This window comes from Mesorhizobium australafricanum, from assembly GCF_033977265.1.
In the GTDB taxonomy this organism is placed as follows: domain Bacteria; phylum Pseudomonadota; class Alphaproteobacteria; order Rhizobiales; family Rhizobiaceae; genus Mesorhizobium; species Mesorhizobium australafricanum.
The window spans coordinates 228,248-248,239 of the sequence record NZ_JAVIIT010000006.1; the positions used below are offsets into that span (position 1 = coordinate 228,248).

Annotated in this window: 18 protein-coding genes; 7 read left to right on the plus strand and 11 right to left on the minus strand. The window is 64.4% G+C overall.

Features of this window, described 5'->3' with window-relative positions; all coding sequences use genetic code 11:
• The first annotated feature begins 16 nt into the window (after positions 1-16).
• Positions 17-2,332: a glucose/quinate/shikimate family membrane-bound PQQ-dependent dehydrogenase gene (locus RFM98_RS14280; protein ID WP_320309476.1), complete on the plus strand. Its 2,316-nt coding sequence runs from the start codon at positions 17-19 to the stop codon at positions 2,330-2,332.
• A 143-nt stretch (positions 2,333-2,475) separates the two neighbouring features.
• Here RFM98_RS14280 and RFM98_RS14285 read toward each other — a convergent pair whose 3' ends face one another.
• The 3 genes from RFM98_RS14285 to RFM98_RS14295 form a co-directional block, all read right to left on the minus strand.
• The gene (locus tag RFM98_RS14285; protein WP_320309477.1) at positions 2,476-4,545 is read right to left on the minus strand and encodes a putative bifunctional diguanylate cyclase/phosphodiesterase; all 2,070 of its coding nucleotides are present in this window, start codon (positions 4,543-4,545) and stop codon (positions 2,476-2,478) included.
• 394 nt (positions 4,546-4,939) lie between these two features.
• Complete coding sequence (locus RFM98_RS14290) at positions 4,940-5,377, minus strand: hypothetical protein (RefSeq protein ID WP_320309478.1); 438 nt, start codon at positions 5,375-5,377, stop codon at positions 4,940-4,942.
• A 71-nt stretch (positions 5,378-5,448) separates the two neighbouring features.
• Positions 5,449-5,610: a hypothetical protein gene (locus RFM98_RS14295; protein WP_320309479.1), complete on the minus strand. Its 162-nt coding sequence runs from the start codon at positions 5,608-5,610 to the stop codon at positions 5,449-5,451.
• Here RFM98_RS14295 and RFM98_RS14300 point away from each other — a divergent pair.
• Positions 5,609-6,526, plus strand: a complete 918-nt coding sequence (locus RFM98_RS14300; RefSeq protein ID WP_320309480.1) for a dienelactone hydrolase family protein — start codon at positions 5,609-5,611, stop codon at positions 6,524-6,526. The genes RFM98_RS14295 and RFM98_RS14300 overlap by 2 nt on opposite strands.
• A 9-nt stretch (positions 6,527-6,535) precedes the next feature.
• On the opposite strand, the gene RFM98_RS14305 is transcribed toward RFM98_RS14300, so the two are convergent.
• Entirely contained in the window at positions 6,536-7,459 is a 924-nt protein-coding gene (locus RFM98_RS14305; RefSeq protein ID WP_320309481.1) for an EamA family transporter, read from the minus strand.
• A gap of 88 nt (positions 7,460-7,547) precedes the next feature.
• Here RFM98_RS14305 and RFM98_RS14310 point away from each other — a divergent pair, with 88 nt between their 5' ends.
• A complete protein-coding gene (locus tag RFM98_RS14310; protein ID WP_320309482.1) occupies positions 7,548-8,024 on the plus strand; it encodes an Lrp/AsnC family transcriptional regulator in 477 nt (158 codons plus the stop codon).
• Positions 8,025-8,121: 97 nt separating this feature from the next.
• Here RFM98_RS14310 and RFM98_RS14315 read toward each other — a convergent pair whose 3' ends face one another.
• On the minus strand, positions 8,122-8,319 hold the full coding sequence (locus tag RFM98_RS14315; RefSeq protein ID WP_027168755.1) for a hypothetical protein: 198 nt from the start codon (positions 8,317-8,319) through the stop codon (positions 8,122-8,124).
• Between the two features lie 143 nt (positions 8,320-8,462).
• On the minus strand, positions 8,463-8,948 hold the full coding sequence (locus tag RFM98_RS14320; protein WP_320309483.1) for a thioesterase family protein: 486 nt from the start codon (positions 8,946-8,948) through the stop codon (positions 8,463-8,465).
• 152 nt (positions 8,949-9,100) lie between these two features.
• On the opposite strand from RFM98_RS14320, the gene RFM98_RS14325 reads away from it, so the two are divergent.
• Together RFM98_RS14325 and RFM98_RS14330 are read left to right on the plus strand one after the other, a co-directional pair.
• On the plus strand, positions 9,101-10,513 hold the full coding sequence (locus RFM98_RS14325) for an FAD-binding oxidoreductase (protein WP_320309484.1): 1,413 nt from the start codon (positions 9,101-9,103) through the stop codon (positions 10,511-10,513).
• Between the two features lie 68 nt (positions 10,514-10,581).
• Positions 10,582-11,100, plus strand: a complete 519-nt coding sequence (locus RFM98_RS14330; RefSeq protein WP_320309485.1) for a hypothetical protein — start codon at positions 10,582-10,584, stop codon at positions 11,098-11,100.
• Between the two features lie 25 nt (positions 11,101-11,125).
• Here RFM98_RS14330 and RFM98_RS14335 read toward each other — a convergent pair whose 3' ends face one another.
• Entirely contained in the window at positions 11,126-12,094 is a 969-nt protein-coding gene (locus RFM98_RS14335; protein WP_320309486.1) for a Dyp-type peroxidase, read from the minus strand.
• Between the two features lie 204 nt (positions 12,095-12,298).
• Here RFM98_RS14335 and RFM98_RS14340 point away from each other — a divergent pair, with 204 nt between their 5' ends.
• On the plus strand, positions 12,299-16,243 hold the full coding sequence (locus RFM98_RS14340; RefSeq protein ID WP_320309487.1) for an AsmA family protein: 3,945 nt from the start codon (positions 12,299-12,301) through the stop codon (positions 16,241-16,243).
• A 180-nt stretch (positions 16,244-16,423) separates the two neighbouring features.
• Here RFM98_RS14340 and RFM98_RS14345 read toward each other — a convergent pair whose 3' ends face one another.
• The gene (locus RFM98_RS14345) at positions 16,424-16,852 is read right to left on the minus strand and encodes a MarR family winged helix-turn-helix transcriptional regulator (protein WP_320309488.1); all 429 of its coding nucleotides are present in this window, start codon (positions 16,850-16,852) and stop codon (positions 16,424-16,426) included.
• A gap of 170 nt (positions 16,853-17,022) precedes the next feature.
• Between RFM98_RS14345 and RFM98_RS14350 the strand changes: the two genes are divergently transcribed.
• The gene (locus RFM98_RS14350) at positions 17,023-18,825 is read left to right on the plus strand and encodes a chloride channel protein (RefSeq protein WP_320309489.1); all 1,803 of its coding nucleotides are present in this window, start codon (positions 17,023-17,025) and stop codon (positions 18,823-18,825) included.
• 111 nt (positions 18,826-18,936) lie between these two features.
• Here RFM98_RS14350 and RFM98_RS14355 read toward each other — a convergent pair whose 3' ends face one another.
• From RFM98_RS14355 to RFM98_RS14365, 3 genes are read right to left on the minus strand one after another with little or no spacing between them, the layout of a single operon-like run.
• A complete protein-coding gene (locus RFM98_RS14355) occupies positions 18,937-19,164 on the minus strand; it encodes a ribbon-helix-helix domain-containing protein (protein ID WP_320309490.1) in 228 nt (75 codons plus the stop codon).
• A gap of 8 nt (positions 19,165-19,172) precedes the next feature.
• Complete coding sequence (locus tag RFM98_RS14360) at positions 19,173-19,370, minus strand: DUF4169 family protein (protein WP_320309491.1); 198 nt, start codon at positions 19,368-19,370, stop codon at positions 19,173-19,175.
• 9 nt (positions 19,371-19,379) lie between these two features.
• Positions 19,380-19,904, minus strand: a complete 525-nt coding sequence (locus RFM98_RS14365; RefSeq protein ID WP_320309492.1) for an SspB family protein — start codon at positions 19,902-19,904, stop codon at positions 19,380-19,382.
• Positions 19,905-19,992 lie beyond the last annotated feature (88 nt).

Below are 19,992 nucleotides of genomic sequence, written 5' to 3' on the forward strand. Positions count from 1 at the left end.
TCGAAGGAGCACCGTCTTGGCTGTCACCATCACCTCCCTCGTCCTCTTCCTCATCGGTTTGGTTCTCGGCGGCGGCGGCGTCTGGCTCGCGATGCTGGGCGGCAGTTGGTACTACCTGATCGCCGGCCTGGTTTTCCTGATCACTGCCTGGCTGCTGTTCAGGCGCAGGTCGACATCGCTTTGGCTCTACGCGCTGTTCGTGCTCGCCACGCTGTGCTGGGCGGTTTGGGAAATCGGCTTCGACTGGTGGCAGCTCGGGCCGCGCGGCGGCATCATAGTGCTGATCGCCTTATGGCTGTTGACGCCATGGGCAAGGCGCGGCTTGACCGGTCCGGACGGGCGCGCGCCGATGATCCTGGCCGTGCTCGCCTCGCTTGCCGTGGCCGGCTATTCGATGACCGCCGATCCCAAGGATATCGGCGGCACGCTGGGCACCGAGAAGGTGGCCACGGCGGCCAATCTCGGCGGCGACGTGCCGGCCGGCGAGTGGCACTTCTACGGCCGCACGCCGTTCGGCCAGCGCTATTCGCCGCTCGACCAGATCACGCCCGACAATGTCGCCAAATTGCAGCTGGCATGGACCTATCGCACCGGCGACGTGAAAGGTCCCGACGATATCGGCGAGACGACCTATCAGGTGACGCCACTCAAGATCGGCGACGCGCTGTTCATCTGCACGCCGCATAATTTCGCCATCGCCATCGATGCCGCGAGCGGCAAGGAGAAATGGCGCTACGACCCGAAGATCAAGCTGGATCCCAACCGCCAGCACCAGACCTGCCGCGGCGTGTCCTACTACGCCGATGCCAAGATCGCCGGCGGCCAACCCTGCGCCGCGCGCGTCTACCTGCCGACCTCCGATGCCAGGCTGATCGCGCTCGACGCCGCGAGCGGGCAAGTCTGCCCGTCCTTCGCCGAGGGCGGCACGCTGAACCTGATGGCCAATATGCCCTATCCGAAGTCTGGCTATTACTATTCGACCTCGGCGCCGCTTATCGTTGGCGGCAAGATCATCGTCGGTGGAGCGGTCAACGACAATTATTCGACCGAAGAGCCGTCCGGTGTCATCCGCGCCTATGACGCCGGCACGGGCGCCCTGTTGTGGAATTGGGATTCGGGCAATCCCGACCAGACGGCGCCGCTGCCGGCCGGGCAGAACTACACCAACAACTCGCCCAACATGTGGTCGACGGCGAGCGCCGACGAAAAGCTCGGGCTGCTCTACGTGCCGCTCGGCAACCAGACGCCGGACCAGCTCGGCATGGGCCGCAGCGCCAATGTCGAGAAATTCTCCTCCTCGATCACCGCGCTCGACCTCAACACCGGGCAACTGCGCTGGGTGCGGCAGACCGTGCATCACGATCTGTGGGACATGGATGTGCCGGCGCAGCCGACACTGGTCGACATCACCACGGCGAGCGGCGTGGTGCCGGCGCTGGTCGGGCCGACCAAGCAGGGCGATCTCTACGTGCTCGACCGGCGAACCGGCGAGCCGATCATTCCGGTGAAGGAGGTGCCGGCGCCGGGCGGCGCTATCGAGGGCGATCATGCCTCGCCGACACAGCCTGCCTCCGACCTGTCCTTCAATCCCAAGCCGCTGACCGGCGCCGACATGTGGGGCGTCACCATGTTCGACCAGCTGGCGTGCCGGATCGAGCTGAAGAAGCTGCGCTATGAGGGACGCTACACGCCGCCCTCTGTGCAGGGCTCGCTGATCTATCCCGGCAATTTCGGCGTCTTCAACTGGGGCGGCGTCGCGGTCGATCCGGTGCGGCAGGTGATGTTCGGCATGCCGACCTACCTCGCCTTCACCTCGAAGCTCATCCCGCGCGCGGACGTGCCTGCGCCGAGCGACAACACCAAGGGCAGCGAGCAGGGGCTGAACCGCAACGAGGGCGCGCCTTACGCGGTGGTGATGGGACCGTTCCTGTCGCCGCTCGGCATTCCCTGCCAGGCGCCGCCCTGGGGCTATGTCGCCGGCGTCGACCTCAAGACCGGAAACATCGCCTACAAGCACCGCAACGGCACCGTCTACGACATGACGCCGCTGCCTTTGCCGCTCAAGGTCGGCGTGCCCGGTATCGGCGGGCCGATGATCACGGGCGGCGGCGTCGCTTTCCTGGGCGCCGCGGTCGACGATTATCTGCGCGCCTATGACCTCACCACCGGCAGGCAGCTCTGGCAGGCGAGGCTTCCCGCGGGCGGACAGTCGACACCGATGACCTACACGGTGGCCGACGGCCGCCAGTTCGTCGTCATCGTCGCCGGCGGCCACGGCTCGGTCGGCACCAAGCCGGGTGACTACGTGATGGCCTACACGCTACCTAAATAGGCGGCTGATATTCAGGTGAGGCCGGCCTGCGAATGGCGAGTTCCTGCGCTTCCGGTGCTCACGTACTTTAGTACGCTCCGCTCCGGTTCTCGGACCTCACCATTCTCGACTCGGCCTGACCTGAATCTCAACCACCTATTGCGCTAGGCAACAGCCTGGCGGATCGGCAGCTGGCTTTGGGTGTCGGCCACTTCAGTGCGCTGCGTCAGCGCGAAGATTTCGCCGAATGGCGCCGGGCGGCCGAGAAGGAAGCCTTGAGCCTCGTTGCAGCCTTCGGCGCGCAGGATCGACAATTGGCTGTGCGTCTCGACGCCCTCGGCCAGGACCGGGATATGCAGGCTCTGGCCGAGCGCCAGCACGGCGCGGATGATGGCCTTGGCCTGCGGGCTGGTTTCAACCTCGGACATGAAGGAGCGATCGAGCTTGATCTTGTCGAACGGGAAGGCGCGCAGCGTCTCCAGCGAGGAATAGCCGGTTCCGAAATCGTCGATGGCGATGGTGACGCCCAGCGCCTTGATCCGCCGCAGGATATTGAAGGTACGGATCTTGTCGGCGATGATGGTGGTTTCGGTGATCTCGAGCTCCAGCCGGCTCGGCTTGAGCCCGGTGTCGAGCAGGATCTCGTGGACGAGCTTGGGCAGGTCGGTATGGGCGAACTGGACCGGAGAAAGATTGACCGCGACCTTGTACGGATGATCCCATGAGGCGGCCTTGGCGCAGGCGGTGCGCAGCACCCACTCGCCGAGCGGCAGGATGAGGCCGTTCTCCTCGGCCAGCGGAATGAACTCGGCTGGAGGAATATTGCCCCTGGTCGGATGCTTCCAGCGCAGCAGCGCCTCATAGCCGCGAATGTCGCCGGTCGGAACGGAAGTCTGCACCTGATAGTGCAGGTCAAGCTGACCGTTCTCGACGGCATCGCGCAGATCGTTGGCCAGTGTCCGGTTGGCGCGGACGGCCTCGTCCATGGCCTGCTCATAGAAGCAGACGTTCTGGGTTATGTTGGCCTTGGCGCGATACATGGCCAGGTCGGCATTGTTGACCAGCGTTTCGCGGTCGTGCGCGTCGTTGGGGTAAATGGCGACACCGAGGCTGGCGCCGGTCGCGGTTTCGACGTCGCCGAACCTGACCGGCGCGAACAGCGCCGCTTCGAGGCGCGAAATGAAATCGACAAGGTCCGACTGGCTCTTCATGCGCTTGACGCCGGCGAACTCGTCGCCGCCGAGGCGGGCGACGAATTCGCCTTCCTGCAGCAGCGCGCTCATGCGTTCGGCCAGGTTCTTCAAGGTCTGGTCGCCGGCGCCGTGCCCCCAGATATCGTTGATCTCCTTGAACCGGTCGAGATCGATGCCGACGACCGCCACTTTGCCGCCGAGTTCGCGGGTGCGGTCGATCTCACGGTCGAGATGATCGTTGAAGTTAGCCCGGTTGGGCAGGCCGGTCAGCGCGTCGTTCATCGCCAGGTGATGCAGGCGTTGAAAGGCTTCCGAGCGCGTCTTGTCATCGATCAGATAGCTGGCAAGGCCGGTGCCGATGATGATCAGGCCGGCAACGGCGACGCCGAGCGCCATGGCATGCACCGCCAGGGAATCGGTGTTGGCGCCGCGCGTTACCAGCGACGTCACCTGCACCGCCGCCATCGCGGTGAAATGCAGGCTGACGATGGCCAGCACCAGAATGGCCGCGGCCCAATAGTTGCGGCCGGACAGCCGTTCGCTCAGGGCGACGCTCAAGGCGAGGCAGGCAAAGATCACGGAGAGCAGGACAGAGGCGGCAATATAGGTCGTGTCCCATTCGACGATGCCGTCGACATGATAGGCCGCCATGCCTGTGTAGTGCATGCCGGAGATCGCCAGGCCGACGATGACTCCGCCGACGATCGGGGCAATGCGCGGAGCGTGGGTCGTCGCCGCGATGAAGCCGGCGGCGGTGCCGGTGATGGCGATAAACAGCGAGGCGATCGTCAGCACCGGATCGAAGGCCATCGGAGCGCCGGGATCGTAAGCCAGCATGGCGATGAAATGCGTGCACCAGATGGATGACCCCGCGCAGACCGCGGTCAGGAAATGCCAGCCGACCTGTTGCAAGCCTTTGGCTTCATGCGCACGCAGGAAAAGCCGGATGGTTGCCCAGGAGCCCGCGCTGCAGACCAGCGCCGCGACCAGCACGAGCCACAAATTGTGATCGACTGCCACGCAGGAAACGATGCGCATCATGGCCGGCTAGCCCTCTTATATCTCGGAGGCGCCGGACCTTCCGCCTTATCGAGTCATCGCCCGGTGTCCGTTGGCGGACATCCTGTTTGTCGCGGCGAGGGTGTGACACAGGCGTTGGCAGCCGCCCCCAATGCGGATACCGATAATTCGACCTACAACCTGCTGCACAACCTATAATAGGCGGTTAATTGTATTGGGTACCGGCATCCGTGCGCAGGGCATGGTTTCTGGAATGTGTATGATAATTCTAAAATAGACACAATATCGATATTTCAAGGGTAGGGGCCGTGCCGACCGGGCGCGACCTTCCCTGCCGCCGTCGAGCTCGGCTGGCAAAAAGAGCGAATCAGCTCGCTGTCGAAATGACCGATCCGCTCAAGACCGTGCGGGCGCTTCAAAGCCCGAGATGGCCTCTCAGGCTCGGCACCTGCTCCAGGACCTGGTTGGTCAGGTCAGGGCCAGCGGCGGCTTCGGCCTGCTTGATCAAGGTCTCGCCGGCCTGCCGGATCTGCGCCATGTCGAGACCGGACGCCTTGAGGGCGGCGACGCCGTTGATCAGCGCGCCGGCCTTTTCGCCGAGCACGCCGCCAAGCGCGCCTTGCAGCGACGACAAAAGGCCGCCGCCCGAACCGGCCGCCGCGCCGGCTGCCATCACATCATATTTCTGCGCCAGCGCGTCGGCGCCGGGGATTTGGGCGAAGAAGGACGAAACGCTGGTGCCTTCGGCCTCGTGCTCGAGCACGGAAAAGATGGTGCCGACAACCTTCTCGGTGGTGGGCTCATCAAGTCCTGCCTTTTGCGAGACGGTGTTGACGATGTCCTGGACATTCATGGCATTCCCCTTTTCGTCGATCAGGCAAAGCTGCACCCGCAGCTTTTCTTCCTAATGTGCAGCTTTGCTTCCTAATGTGACAGCACCATCAAGGCTTTCGGAAATGACCAAAATGTGATGGGCGAGCCGCGGCCCTCCGGATCGTCATCCGGGCGCGGCTGGACCGTATAGATCTCGACCCTATCTTGCGGATCGACCCGCCAATCGTCCCAATTGCCGTCGAGGAGAGCCATGACCGAACCCGTTGCCAAGCCCGTCACCACGCAGCCCATCGTCACTCGACCCTTGATTACTAAGGCGATGATCGATGCCTATGACGAATACACGCATCTGACGCTCGATAGGCGCCGCTTCATGGAGCAACTGACGAGGCTGGCGGGCTCGGGCGCGGCGGCGGCCGCGATCGCGCCGATGCTGGCGGCAAATTCCGCCCAGGCGGCGATCGTCGCCGAGGACGACAGCCGGGTGAAGGGCGAGGACATCACATATCCCGGCAGCAGCGGCGAGATGAAAGGCTACCTGGTCAGGCCGGCCGATCAGCCCGGCAAGCGCGGCGCCGTCATCGTCATCCACGAGAACAGGGGCCTCAACCCGCATATCCGCGATGTCGCCCGGCGCGTGGCGCTGGAGGGGTTCGTCGCCTTGGCGCCGGACTTCCTGTCGCCGCTTGGCGGCACGCCGCCCGACGAGGACAAGGCGCGCGACATGTTTACCAAGCTCGATGCCGCCCAAGTCGCGGCCGACGGCGTGGCGACAGTGGCCTACCTCCAGAGCCTCAAGGACGGCAACGGCAAGGTCGGAGCGGTCGGCTTCTGCTGGGGCGGCGGCGCGGTGAACCAGCTTGCCGTCCATGCGCCCGACCTCAGCGCCGGCGTCGCCTATTACGGCATGCAACCCAAGGCCGAGGACGTTCAAAAGATCAAGGCGGCGCTGCTTTTGCACTATGCCGGGCTGGACGAGCGGACCAATGCCGGTATCGATGCTTACAAGAAGGCGCTCGACGCCGCGCATGTCGAATACACGGTCTATGTCTATGACGGCGCCAACCACGCCTTCAACAACGACACCTCGGCCGCGCGCTACGACAAGAAGGCCGCCGATCTCGCCTGGGGTCGGACGGTCGCTTTCCTGAAGGAGAAGCTGGGATAGTCGGGCAGTTTAGGTGTTTGCCGCCGGTTTATGAAAGGCGACGCCGGCGATCACCAGCGCAATGCCGAGGCAGTCTGGGATGCTCGGCACCTGGCGCAGCACGATGACGCCGATGAGCGTTGCCGTGAGCGGCAGGAGCGACAGCATCAGCGCGAAGCTCGCGCGCGGCAGTCTCGCCATGGCGAGCTGGTCGCAGATGTAAGGGATGACCGAAGAGCAGACGCCGACGCCGATCGCGGCAATGAGCAGTCGCAGTGACGAGAAGGCCGGCAGCGCTTCGCTGAAGCCGACGGGCAACACGATGAGAAACGCAATCACCATGGCGGTTCCGAGGCCGGCAATGCCGATGCCAGCCTGGGCGACGCGGTGGCCGATCACGATGTAGCCGACGAACAGGGCGCCATTCAAGAACGCCCAGGACAGGCCGACCGGATCGCTGGACCACTTCACGTCGATAAGCAGCAAGGTGCCGATAACCGCAACAGCCAGCGCCGCGACGTTGCGCCGGCTGCGCAGACCAACCAGCGCCACTGCGATGGTGCCGACGAATTCGATCGCCGCCACCAGCGACATCGGCAGGCGGTCGAGCGCCAGATAGAACGAGCAGTTCATGACCGCCAGGCAGGCGCCGAAGGCCAGCAGCAGCAGTCGCTGAGCGCGATCGGCGCGGGCGAAAACGCGCCAGGGCCTGGTCAAGGGGGCGAAGATGAGGGCGGCGGTGGCGATGCGCAGCCAAGCCATGCCGAGCACGCCGACCTGGTCGAAAAGCAGCACCGCGAAGGCTGGCCCGAGGTAGTGGAACACGGCGCTGACGCAGAACCAGACATGCGGCGGCAACGCGTTGGCCAACCCAGCAGAGGCGGGGCCGGCGAGGTCAGGGCGCACATCGGCGGCGGCCTGGCTTGCAGCCGGAATTTGCGTTTGAGCTTTCATGGGAGCATTATCGCAGGTGAAACCCGCGATCCACATGCGCGATGAACGGCCTGATAGCCATTTCGCTTTCTGAAGGAAGAAAATCAGCTTGAAAAACCTTCGAAATGAAGTTTCGGGTGTGGATGTCGTGGACCTGAAGATCCTGCGGCTCCTGGAAAAGGATGCGCGCATCAGCACGGCGGAACTGGCGCGCGCGGTCGGGCTGTCGCCGCCGAGCGTGGCGGAGCGCATCCGCAAGCTGCAGGAGAACGGCGTGATCGAGGCCTACACGGTCAGGATCAATCCGGCCGCCCTCGGCATGAAGCTGTCGGCATGGCTCAGAATCAGGCCGGTGCCGGGACAGCTGTCGGTGGTGGCGGAAATCATTCGCGAGCTGCCGGAAATCGCGCAATGCGACCGGGTAACCGGCGAGGACTGTTTCATCGCGCTCGCCCATGTCGGCTCGGTGAGCGAGCTCGAGCGCGTGATCGACCGGATCATTCCCTATGCGATGACCAACACCGCGATCATCCAGTCATCGCCGATCGAGCCGCGTTCCCCGCTCCGCGGTTTCAAGCAGAAGTGACGGGGCAGCGACAGAGCAATTCCAGGAAAAGGCCTCGCGGTCCGGCTCGGCGACTTCGCCGTAGCCTTCCGTCCCGAATTGCGTAAGAAAAAACAGATCAAGCGTGGCCGCGCTTCATGCGCGCCTGCTTGAGAATCGCGCGCCAGCGGATCATGTCGAACGGAATAGGTTCGTTGTTGTTGGCGATGTGGAAGATCTCGTTGTTGACGTTCTTCAGCGATCGCCAGAAATCATAGTCGGTGATGCGTGGATCGGCCGCCAACCGCTCCACTTCGACCTTGATGTCGGTTTTCATGCACTGTCCTCGCGCCGCATTCCGCCTGCCGCCCGCGCAAACCCGGTGCGGCGGTTTTCGAACGCGCCTCTGAGTCGTTCAACGGCTCAAATGGCTTGTTCACGTTAAAACCTTGGTAAGGTTAACGCGGGCGCCGAGGTGCTTCAAGCGCTCTTGCGTTTGATGCCGATCGAACGGCCGGCACGCTCCGGCATCGGCAGCGCCGCATGGGCGGCGCGCATGGCTTCAATGTTGCCAAGCACATCGGCGGGGAAGGGAGCAACCTTGGGTCCGTCCATGTCGACATGCAGCGACAGCGTTTCGGACGTTGCTGCCAGCCAGCCGTCGACATGACGGATTTCCTGGTAGGCGCGCAGGCGCTTCTCATCATGGTCGATCAGCTGGAACGAGACGTTCACCTTGTGCTCGAGGTGCAGCTCCTGCAGGTAGCAGACATGAACCTCGGCCGTGTAGATGGTGAGGCGCCGCTCCTTGACGTAGTTCGGCCCCATGCCCATCAGATCGAACGCCTGGTCCGAGCAGCGGTCGAACAGCACGTTGTAGTAGGCCATGTTGAGATGGCCGTTATAGTCGATCCATTCCTTCTCGATCGCCATTGGGCCGGAAATGATCGGTACGGGGATCGTCATCTTGGTTTTCCTTGATGGTCGCTGGACAGGGCGGACGGAAGGCTACGGCGAAGTCGCCGAGCCTAATCGCTTGGCACTTTTCCCGGAATTGCTTTAGGCATCATCCATAGCTGCATAACAAGGTGGCCACTGGTCCATTCGCGGAGGAATTCATGGCTTTGAGCGACCTCAACTCCGTCGAACGCAACGAGGAAGGCATTGCCGCGGTGCTCGGCATCCTCAAGCAGCAGTTCGGCGAGCGTTTTCAGACCGGCGAATCGATCCGCGGCCAGCACGCCCACACCACCACCTATATCCCGACCCAGGCGCCGGACGGCGTCGCGTTCGTCGAGACGACGGCGGAGGTGCAGGAGATCGTGCGTGCCTGCGCCGCCCATCGCGTGCCAGTGATCGCCTTCGGCGTCGGCTCCTCGCTCGAGGGTCACACCAATGCGCCGGGCGGCGGCATTTCCATCGACACCTCGCGCATGAACCGTATTCTGTCCGTCAATCCGCAGGACCTCGACTGCACGGTCGAGCCCGGGGTGACGCGCGAGGACCTCAACCGGCATTTGCGCGACACCGGCCTGTTCTTTCCGATCGATCCGGGCGCCAATGCGTCGCTCGGCGGCATGGCGGCAACCAGGGCCTCCGGCACCAACGCCGTTCGCTATGGCACCATGCGCGAGAACGTGCTGTCGCTGACCGCCGTCATGGCCGACGGCGAGACAGTGACGACCGGCAAGCGGGCGAAGAAAAGCTCCGCCGGCTACGACCTGACGCGGCTTCTGGTCGGCTCCGAGGGCACGCTCGGCATCATCACCTCGCTGACGCTGAGGCTGCAGGGCATTCCGCAGGCGATCTCCGGCGGCGTCTGCCCGTTCCCCAGCCTGGAGGCGGCCTGCAACACGGTGATCGCGACCATCCAGATGGGCATACCGGTGGCGCGTATCGAGCTGGTCAACGCGCTGCAGATGCGGGCGATGAAGAACTATTCCAAGCTCGACTATCCGGAGAGCCCGTGCCTGTTCGTCGAATTCCACGGCAGCGACGCCGGCGTCGCCGAGCAGGCCGAGACGTTCGGCATGATCGCCGAGGAGCAGGGCGGCGGGCCGTTCCTGTGGACCAGCGTCGCGGAAGAGCGGACCAGGCTCTGGAAGGCGCGGCACGACGCCTACTGGTCGTCGCTGACGCTGCGCCCGGGCGCCAAGGGGCTATCGACGGACGTCTGCGTGCCGATCTCGCGGCTTGCCGAATGCGTTACCGAAACCGAGGCTGACATCGCCGAGATGGGGCTGATCGCCCCGATCGTCGGCCATGCCGGCGACGGCAATTTCCATGTGCTGGTGCTGATGGATGTCGACAACCCGGATGAGATCGCGCTCGCCGAGACATTCGTCGCCAGGCTCAACATGCGCGCCATCGCGATGGAGGGAACCTGCACGGGCGAGCACGGCATCGGCCAGGGCAAGGTCGGCTTCCTGCGCCACGAGCTCGGCCATGGCGTCGATGTCATGCGCACGATCAAGCAGGCGCTCGATCCGCTCAACATCATGAACCCTGGCAAGATCCTGCCGTCGACATAGATAATCCTCGCGCTTGATCGCAGACTCGGTCGGCGAAGACGCAGGCTCCACAACGGAGGAACGAAGCCATGGCGATTTCACGCAAGGAAGAAGCTCGCGCGCTTAGCGCGGACGAACAGGATCTGGTTGCGAAGTCGCACCATCCCGTGGTGCAGGAGCTCGCGGACCCCGAACTTACCAATCTGGTCAAGCTGTTGCGGGAACGGCGCGACAAGGCGCAGACCGAGGCGCATCGGCGGCGCCGCGAAATGCGCGGCAAGGGCGCGCCGAAAGGTGCCGTGGCGTCGAAAGCCGACGGCGGCTCGCAGCTGAAGCTGGAAGTCCTCGCAATGGCCATGCGGCGGCTAAACGGTGAGGCCGAACGACGCCGCCAGCTTGCCGCGCGCCTTTCATTGGTCGAGAACGCGCGCAAGGCACTGGCCAGCAAACAGGCCGCCGCCAATGGGCCGGATTTCAACACGCGGACTGCGCACAGGGGGATGCGGGCGATAGCAAACGAGAAGGCACAGAACCTTGTTCGGCCGGCGGAGCGTGGCCGCCAGCGAAAGGCGGCGGCGGTGGCTCAGGCCAAGCGCGATGCGCGGTAGCAATTCCTCTACGGCTGAGTGCAGACTATTCCTGCACCCCCTCGACCAACTTCTGCAGCATCGGCCGGGTCGGCGCGAAGAAAGTCGTGCCGGTATGCGGGGTGGAGAAGTCGAGCAGTCGGTCGTAGGCGCCGGGCGGCTCGCCGACATACATGCGCTGCAGCATCTTCTCGATCACCCACAGATAGCGCGTGTAGCCGATGAAATAGGTCCCGAACTCATTCTGCCCCGGACGGCCGAACGGCATGTTGTCGCGCAGGATGTCGTATTCGTTGCCGGCGTCGTCCTCGATCGTGGCCAGCGACTTGTGCGACTTGCGCGGCTTGTCTTCGTCATCGATCTCGATGTTGTCGATCTTGGTGCGGCCGATGATCTCTTCCTGGACATGCGTCGGCGTTTTGCCCCACGCAGCCATGTCGTGCAGGTATTTCTGCACCACGACATAGCTGCCGCCTGCAAAGTCGGCGTCCTCGTCGCCGACCAAAGCGGAGGCAGGCAGGTCTAGGCCGGTCGGATTGGCGGTGCCGTCGACGAAGCCCAGAAGATCGCGTGCGTCGAAATAGCGAAAGCCCGAGACTTCGTCGACGACAGTCACGCCGTCGCCCAGGCCGTTCAACAGGATGCGCTCGAACTCGAAGCACATATCGGGCCTTTCGGCGCGGATGTGGAAGAGCAGATCGCCCGGCGTCGAGGGCGCCGAATGCGCGGAGCCCTCGATCGCCGCGAACGGCTTCAACTCGCGCGGCCGCCGGTTGGGCGACAGGCGGCTCCAGAGCTCGGCGCCGATGCCGGCGATGCAGGATAGCCGGCCCGACAGGTCGCGGAAACCGACATTCTTGACGAGGTCGTCAAGTTCGCCGAGTACCGATGCGACCTTCGAAAGCGCCGCCTTGTCGCTACCGACGGTGACGACGAGGAAAATCGCGGCCAGCGACAGCGGAGCGTCGACGCTCTGCGCGTCGATGGGCACTCTATCCCAGTTCTTGCCTGACATTCGGAATGCTCCATGCTGGGGTGAGATGAGCCGGCCAGGGACATGACCGCGGGGGGAGGGATGGTCGGGAAAAAGATATCGCGACCGCGCGCAGTCGCGCAACAGCGGACATTGCCCGGACCGCTGGCCGTTGCTAATGGAATTGCCTCTTTATCGACACGCGGATGCGGGTAGAGTGCGGCTGACTTTCAACCCGGGAAACAGATGCTCGCCCGCCTGTTCGTGATCTTCGGTGGCCTGTTCGTGCTGGTGCTGTGCGCGGCGCTGGTGGTGCCGTATTTCATCGACTGGACGGGCTACCGGGCCGACTTCGAGCGCGAGGCAAGCGCTATCCTCGGCCGCAAGGTGACGGTCAAGGGCGATGCGACGGCGCGGCTGTTGCCGTTTCCGTCGGTGACCTTCTCCAATGTCGAGGTCGCGGGCGGGCCGGTAGGCCGGCCGGCAATGACGGTCGAGACCTTCTCCATGGATGCGGAGCTGGCGCCTTTCCTGCGCGGCGAGGTGCTGATCTTCGACATGCGGCTGGTGCACCCCAAGGCCGTCATCGATGTCGCAAGTGACGGTACGGTCGACTGGGCGATCCGGCCCTCGACGCGGCTCGACCCCGGGCAAATCGCGATCGAGAAACTGACCATAACGGAGGGGCAGATCGAACTGCGCCACGCCGCCGGCGGGCGCAGCCACCTGGTTTCCGAGATCAACTCGACGATTTCCGCCAAAGCGCTCATCGGCCCCTGGCGGATGGACGGAACACTGCGCTTCGATGGCATGCGCACGGACATCTCGGCCTCGACCGGCAAGGTGGAGCCCGACGGCCAGATGCGGCTCAGGCTGAAAGCCGATCCCGATGCCTATCCGCTGATCATCGAAGCCGACGGCAATGCCGGCATCGTCAAGGGCGCCGCGGTCTATTCCGGCCAGTTCAAAATTTCGGCCGCTGACAAGAATGGGGCCGACAGGAATTCGGCCGAGCTGCGCGGCAACGACGGCGAGCCGGTCAAGATCAGCACCGGCAAGCCCGACCCGGGCTTCCGGTTGAACGGCAAGTTCGCGCTCGATCACCAGAAACTCGACGTTGACGCGTTCCGCTTCGAGACCGGGCCACTCGACAATCCCTACACCGCCGACGGCAAGGCCTCGGTCGATCTCGCCCTGAAGCCGCATTTCTCGGTCGAGGCCAGCGGCGCGCAAGTCCAGTTCGACGAGGCTGTCGGCGGGGCCGCCGGAGCCGGCTTTACGCTCGACCAGCGCATCGCGGCATTCGAGCAGACGCTGCAGCATATGCCGAAGCCGACCATACCAGGCACGGTCGAGGTCAGGCTGCCGGCGGTGGTGGCGGGCGATACGACGGTGCGTGACGTGCGGTTGTCGGCCGAGCCTGTCGAAGGCGGCTGGTCCGTCAAATCGTTGGCCGCGACGCTGCCGGGCCGCACGACGCTCGAAGCCGACGGTATGCTGAGCGTGGAAGACCATTTCGGCTTCACCGGTTCGTTGCTGTTGGCTGTCGCACAGCCTTCCGGCTTTGCGGCCTGGCTGTCGAAGGATGTCGACGAGGCCATCCGCCGGCTACCCGCGGCAGGCTTCAAGGCCAAGGTCGACCTCAGCGAGAACCGGCAGTCCTTCAGCAATCTCGAACTCATTCTGGGCAAGGCGAAATTCTCGGGCAGCATCGATTCCAGCCAGCCGGATGGCGCCAGGCCTTCCGTGCTGATGCGGCTGACGGGCGGGGAGATGGACCTCGATGGGCTGGCCGCTTTCGCCTCGATCTTCATCAGCGACAAGGGCGCCAACCGCTTTTCGGATCGCGATCTTGATTTCAAGATCAAGGCAGGGCCAGTCAGCGCCGTCGGGCTCAGCGCGGACACCGTCGATACGGCGCTGCGGCTGCGTGAGGGCCTGCTCGAGATCGACCGGCTTTCGATCGGCGGCCTCGCCGGCGCCTCGATCAGCGCCACGGGGCGGGTCAAGGATTTTCCGCAGAGCCCGACCGGCAAGCTCAATGCTTCCGTTGTGGCGGTGGATCTCAAGCCGCTGATCGATGTCGCGGCCCAGCATTATCCCGACAATGCCGTGCTCAAAGGCTTGGCCAGTCGTGCGGCGGCCTATCCCGAACTGTTCCAGGACGCGCGCATCGACTTGCTGACCAGCGCCGCCGACAATGGCGACGGCAGCACCGGGCTCGCGCTCTCAGCCCAGGGCAAGGCCGGCGGTTCGGCCTTCTCGGCTTCGCTTTCCGGCAAAGGAACCGCGGATAAGCTCTCCGAGGCGCCTGTATCGATCACCTTCAACGCCCGCAACGACAATGCCACCACGCTGCTCGCGCTCTACGGCCTGCCTGCGCTGCCGCTTGGCATGCTCGGCCACGCAAGCACCGACATCTCGGCGAAAGGTTCGGTTGCCGGCGGTCTCGCGACCAGCTTCAACCTGACGGCAGATGACTTCAGGGCGAGTTTTGACGGAACCGTCGCTGAGACGGCGCAAGGCGCCACCGCCAAAGGCAAGGTCAATCTCGACGCCGCCGATATCGAGCCATGGTTGATGACGACGGGCGTGGGCCTGCCCGGCATGGGGACCGGGACCTCGACGTCGCTGACGGCCGATGCCGATTTCGGCAACGGGCTTCTGGTGCTGAGCGGTCTGACCGGTTCGATCAACAAGGCCGCGGTATCAGGCGACGTCAATATCGATGCCAAGGATGGGCTGCCGCATCTCGCCGGAGCGCTGGCGCTCGACGAACTCGACCTCGATCCGCTGGCGGTCTCGCTGTTCGGCGACCAGTCCTTCGCTCCCGCCAAGGGCGGATGGCCGACGACGCCGTTCAGTCAGAAGTCGACCCTGCCGTTCAACGCAGACCTCGATCTCAACACCTCGGCGCTTGCCGTCAGGCCATTCGCCGCGGCGCATGACGCGGCCTTCTCGCTGAAGCTCGATCGCGAAGGCATCCACGTCTCCGACCTCAAGGCGAAGCTTTACGGCGGCGATTTGACTGGTCTGTTCGACCTGAAGAACACGGAGGGTACCGGCCTGTTCTCCGGCCAGATGAAGCTTGCCGGCAGCGATCTTTCCGTTGTCCTGCCGGGAGCCGGCATCGGCGGCGGCGGCGATCTTTCGGCGGCGCTGTCGACCAGCGGCAAATCGGTCGATGCCATGATTGCAGCGCTGTCCGGATCAGGCACCGCGGCGCTGAAGGGATTGAAAGTCGACGGCGTCAATCCGGACGGCTTTGCCGCCATCATCGCCAAGGCCAACGCGATCGGACGCGATATCGACACGGCCAAGACAGCGGGCTTCGCGCCGCAGATTGCCGGGCAGGGCAGCTTCGCCGCCGGCGATACGGATGTGGCTTTCGCCGTCGCCAACGGCACGCTGCGGGCGCCGCCGATCAGCCTCGACAATCCGGGTGCGACATTGTCCGCCGACGTCACGGCCGATCTCAACACAAGCACCGTCACGGCAAAGGGTACGCTGACCTACCGTCCCGGCGACGAGGCGCTGGTCGGCTCCGAGCCTGCCGTCAATTTCAGCCTGGCCGGTCCGCTTGGGGCGACCGCGCCCCAGTTCGACAGCGGCCCGCTGGCGCAGTTCCTGACGCAGCGCGCGCTGGAGAAGGAACAGCAGCGGGTCGAGGCGATGCAGGCGGCGCTCCTGGAGAAGCAGCGGCTGCGGCGCGAGGTGCGCTACTACGCGTCGCTGCAGACCGAGCGCGACAAAGCGGCTGAAGAGTTGCGCCGGCAAGAGGAAGAGGCGCGGCTGAAGGCCGAGGCCGAAGCCAAGGCGAAAGCCGAAGCGGAAGCGCAGGCAAAGGCTGAAGCCGACGCGAAAGCCAAGGCGGACGAAGAGGCCAGGGCCAAGGCGGAAGCCGACGCCATTGTTCAAGCCGAGGCGGACGCCAAGGCCAAGGCGGATGCACAGGCTAAGGCCGAGGCTGAGCAGCGGGCCGCCGACGAGGCGGCCAAAGCGCAGGCCGAGGCCGATCGCAAGAAGGCGGAGAAGGCGAAGCTGGAAGCAGAGCGCAAGGCGGCCGAGCAGACGCCGAAAGTCGACCGGTCGCTTCCAGGCGTCAATGACGGTTCGACTTCAGCGCCGGCGAATCCGAAGGCCAATCCGTTCACAATCGACAATCTGTTGAAGTCGCTCGACGGCGGTTGAGCGTCATCAGTCGAAGACACGCCCAAGCCGTCCCGGCGCCGAGCCCAACCGCTAATGCATGTCGCCCAGAGGTGTGCAGCGGTTCTGGGATAACGACATGCATCAAAACAAAAACTTACAGCGCGTCGCTTGAATCCGTTTCAGCGCGACGCGCTTTAGGCACTTTTCCTGGAATTGCGCCTACGACTCTTCCTGGCGAGAGAGCAGACGCCGCAGCATCGGCTCTATCCGCGAAAGCTCGTCGAGATGCGCGGCCGACAAGTCGGCCAGGTGATCGTCGGCCAAAGGGGTGAGTTGCAGCAGCACGCGCCGGTGATCGCCCTTGTCCTGATCACGTATGACCAGACCTGCCTCGGCAAGCCGGTTCACCAGTTCCACCGCGCTGTGATGGCGGATGCGCAGCCGCTCGGCAAGCTCGCCCACCGCCACCGGTCCGCCGCCGGGAAATCCCTTGATCGCCAGCAGCGCCTGATGCTGGCGCGGCGTGAGGCCCGCCTCATTGGCCTGGACCTGGCTGAATTCGAGAAAGCGGCGGATCAGATAACGGAACTCGGATAGCCGCTGGTAGTCGGCCTGGCTGATGGCGGGGCGTGGTTTCGGCGGCGTCATTCGCCGACTTATGGTCCTTTCCTGCAAAAGCTCAACTGGCTGTCGCGATCCCTGTCCAAAATGACGGGGGCAGCGATCGAAAACGGCCTTGAAGGTTCATATCGTATTACGATATGAACCCACCTGAAACCGGACGGTCTTTGCGCCGCCAGAAAGTTCAGGCTCCCAAAATGAAATCCGCTCACGCCGGCAACGGCCATCTTCGCGACTTCACGACCGATCCGCGCGTGCTGCTTATCGCAGCCATAGCCGTGGTGGTGGCGACAGCCGGGCTCTTTACCGGTATCGTCCTCTTGAAGCTGATCCGGCTTGCCACCAACATCGCCTATTTCGGCCAGTTCACGCTGGCCGAACTGAGGCTCGAGGACACGCCGCTTGGGCTTGCCGCGGTGATCGTGCCGGTGATCGGCGCGCTGATCATCGGACTGATGGTGCGCTTCGGCAGCGAGAAGATCCGCGGCCACGGCATTCCCGAAGCTATCGAGGCGATCCTGTTGGGACGTTCGCGGCTCGACGCCAAGGTCGCGGTGCTGAAGCCGCTGTCGTCGGCGATCTCGATCGGCTCGGGTGGACCGTTCGGCGCCGAAGGCCCGATCATCATGACCGGCGGCGCCATCGGCTCGCTGATCGCGCAGATGCTGCCGGTCAGCGACAATGAGCGTAAGACGCTGCTGGTGGCGGGTGCCGCGGCCGGCATGACGACCGTGTTCGGCACGCCGATCGCCGCGATCATGCTTGCCGTCGAGCTGCTTCTGTTCGAATGGACGCCGCGAAGCTTCATTCCGGTCGCCGTCGCCGCGATCGTTGCGGAAGTCGAACGCAGTCTGCTGCATCTGCCGGGACCGATCTTTCCGTTCTCGGGGAGCATGGATGCATCGATCGCCGGACTGGGCGGCTGGGTGCTGATCGGCATCGCCTCCGGACTTCTGTCGGGCCTGCTGACGCAATTGGTCTATGCCTGCGAGGACGCCTTTCTGAAGCTGCCGACACACTGGATGTGGTGGCCGATGATCGGCGGTCTGGTGGTCGGCATCGGCGGCCTGATCGAGCCGCACGCGCTTGGCGTCGGTTACGACAACATCGCCAACATGCTCGACGGCCGCACCGTCGCCACCGCCGCGCTGCTGCTTCTGGTGGTGAAGGCCATCATCTGGTCGGTCGCGCTGGGGTCCGGGACCTCGGGCGGCGTGCTGGCGCCGCTGCTGATCATGGGCGGAGCGATGGGAGCGGTGCTCTCAGGCATCCTGCCCGAGGCGAGCCCCGGCTTCTGGCCGCTGCTGGCGATGGCCGCTACGATGGGCGGCACCATGCGCGCGCCGCTGACCGCGACCTTCTTCGCCACCGAACTTACCGGCAACACGCATGTTCTGGTGCCGTTGATCGCGGCCTGCGCCACCGCGCATGCCGTCACCGTGCTGTCGATGAAGCGCTCGATCCTGACCGAAAAGGTGGCGCGGCGGGGACATCACCTCGTTCGCGAATATCGCGTCGATCCTTTTGCCTTGACCAGGGTCAATGAAGTGATGACGACCAAGGTCGAGAGCGTGCCGGCGACGATGACGCTGCACGGCGCCGCAACCTTCCTGACCGCTCCGGATACGCGGCACCCGAGCTTCCCGGTGATCGATGAAGCGGGACATGTGCTCGGCGTCATCGATCCGCCCGCGATCCTGCGCTGGCGGCGCGCCGGCATGCACTGCAAGGCGACGCTCGGGGAATTGCTTGCCGGCAGCAAGGTGACGCTGGCTTATCCCGACGAATATCTGGAAGGGCTTTCGGACAAGCTCCTGGTCGCCAATGTTTCGCATCTGCCGGTCGTCTCGCGCGAGGATGCGCGGCTGGTCGGCTATGTCGGCTGGAAGGACCTGATGCGTGTGCGCTCGAAGACGCTGGCGCAGGAGCGCGACCGTTCGGCGCTGCTCAGTTTCGCCGCCAGGCGCAAGGCAGGGCAAAGCGTCGGCGATCCGGCTTAGAGCGCGTCGCGCTGAAACGGATTCAGGCGACGCGCTTTAAGCTGTTATTTCCATGCATGTCGTTTTCCCAAAACCGCTGCGCACTTTTGGGCGATATGCAGTAGATCATCCTCAGGGCGGGGCGCCGCCGCGCTTCGCCCAGGCCAGCACGTAGAGCCTCAGCGCGGACGACAGGTTCGCATCCCGGGTGCGCGTCTCGTCGATCTCCGCGACCAAAGCCGCGAGCGACAGCGAGCGCTCCGCGGCGATGGTGACGAGATCGTCGTAGAAGGGCTGTTCCAGGGAAAAGCTGGTGCGGTGACCGCGGATCGTTACCGAACGTTTTTCGACCGCGGCCATTGCCGGACTCAGCGCTCGCCAGGGTCGTCAGGCTTTTCACGACGATGGCCGGCCACGAATTTTTCCGCCTTTTCGGATGTCAGCCGGTCACGCTCGCGCTCTGTCTTCGACCGGCCATGCAGCGCCCGGTTCTCGCCGGCCTGGCGTTCCTTCTCGCTGCGCGCTTTCTGCTTGCGGGCCTGGCGGAGATTGACGACCTCGCCCATGGTGCCGGGCTATTTCTTGCGGAAGGCGTCGAGCGAAACCACGTCGGCGCCCTTGCCTCCGGTCTCGGCGACGGCCGCCTTCTTTTCCGCATCGGCGGCCTTTTTCTTGGTTTCCGGCTTCTTTTCCGGAACGACAGCGATAGGTTCCGGTGCCGGAGCCTCGTCTTCCGCGCTCTCCGTCTTGACGTCGAACTCGAGTTCGAAATTCACCGACGGATCGTAGAAGCCGCGCACGGCGGAGAAGGGGATTTCGAGCTTTTCCGGCACGTCGGAGAAGGAAAGTCCGACCTCGAAGCCGGCATCCGTTACCTTCAGGTCCCAATACTGGAACTGGATGACGATGGTCATCTGCTCCGGATAGCGCTCGCGCAGCCGGGACGAAATGCGCACGCCCGGCGCGCCGGTCAGGAAGGTGATGAAGAAATGATGATTGCCCGGAAGGCCGGTGCGCGCGACCTCGGCCAGGACCTTGCGCATGACGCCGCGCAGGGCCTCCTGGGCCAGAATGTCGTAGCGGATGTGGTCGTCGGCCATGTGATGGTCGGGTTCCGTTGAATCGTCCGCATAGCTGTAATCAAGCTTGGGCGCGGCGTAAACCGCATATAGGCGCAAAGCGCGGAGG

What these genes read in the sequence shown, in the direction of transcription:
- RFM98_RS14285 (WP_320309477.1), bottom strand. Translation starts at nt 4,545, where the DNA reads ATGATGCGCATCGTTTCCTGCGTGGCAGTCGATCACAATTTGTGGCTC.
- RFM98_RS14290 (WP_320309478.1), bottom strand. Translation starts at nt 5,377, where the DNA reads ATGAATGTCCAGGACATCGTCAACACCGTCTCGCAAAAGGCAGGACTT.
- RFM98_RS14355 (WP_320309490.1), bottom strand. Translation starts at nt 19,164, where the DNA reads ATGGCCGCGGTCGAAAAACGTTCGGTAACGATCCGCGGTCACCGCACC.
- RFM98_RS14335 (WP_320309486.1), bottom strand. Translation starts at nt 12,094, where the DNA reads ATGTCAGGCAAGAACTGGGATAGAGTGCCCATCGACGCGCAGAGCGTC.
- RFM98_RS14340 (WP_320309487.1), top strand. Translation starts at nt 12,299, where the DNA reads ATGCTCGCCCGCCTGTTCGTGATCTTCGGTGGCCTGTTCGTGCTGGTG.
- RFM98_RS14365 (WP_320309492.1), bottom strand. Translation starts at nt 19,904, where the DNA reads ATGGCCGACGACCACATCCGCTACGACATTCTGGCCCAGGAGGCCCTG.
- RFM98_RS14350 (WP_320309489.1), top strand. Translation starts at nt 17,023, where the DNA reads ATGAAATCCGCTCACGCCGGCAACGGCCATCTTCGCGACTTCACGACC.
- RFM98_RS14320 (WP_320309483.1), bottom strand. Translation starts at nt 8,948, where the DNA reads ATGACGATCCCCGTACCGATCATTTCCGGCCCAATGGCGATCGAGAAG.
- RFM98_RS14330 (WP_320309485.1), top strand. Translation starts at nt 10,582, where the DNA reads ATGGCGATTTCACGCAAGGAAGAAGCTCGCGCGCTTAGCGCGGACGAA.
- RFM98_RS14315 (WP_027168755.1), bottom strand. Translation starts at nt 8,319, where the DNA reads ATGAAAACCGACATCAAGGTCGAAGTGGAGCGGTTGGCGGCCGATCCA.
- RFM98_RS14295 (WP_320309479.1), bottom strand. Translation starts at nt 5,610, where the DNA reads ATGGCTCTCCTCGACGGCAATTGGGACGATTGGCGGGTCGATCCGCAA.
- RFM98_RS14305 (WP_320309481.1), bottom strand. Translation starts at nt 7,459, where the DNA reads ATGAAAGCTCAAACGCAAATTCCGGCTGCAAGCCAGGCCGCCGCCGAT.
- RFM98_RS14325 (WP_320309484.1), top strand. Translation starts at nt 9,101, where the DNA reads ATGGCTTTGAGCGACCTCAACTCCGTCGAACGCAACGAGGAAGGCATT.
- RFM98_RS14300 (WP_320309480.1), top strand. Translation starts at nt 5,609, where the DNA reads ATGACCGAACCCGTTGCCAAGCCCGTCACCACGCAGCCCATCGTCACT.
- RFM98_RS14345 (WP_320309488.1), bottom strand. Translation starts at nt 16,852, where the DNA reads ATGACGCCGCCGAAACCACGCCCCGCCATCAGCCAGGCCGACTACCAG.
- RFM98_RS14360 (WP_320309491.1), bottom strand. Translation starts at nt 19,370, where the DNA reads ATGGGCGAGGTCGTCAATCTCCGCCAGGCCCGCAAGCAGAAAGCGCGC.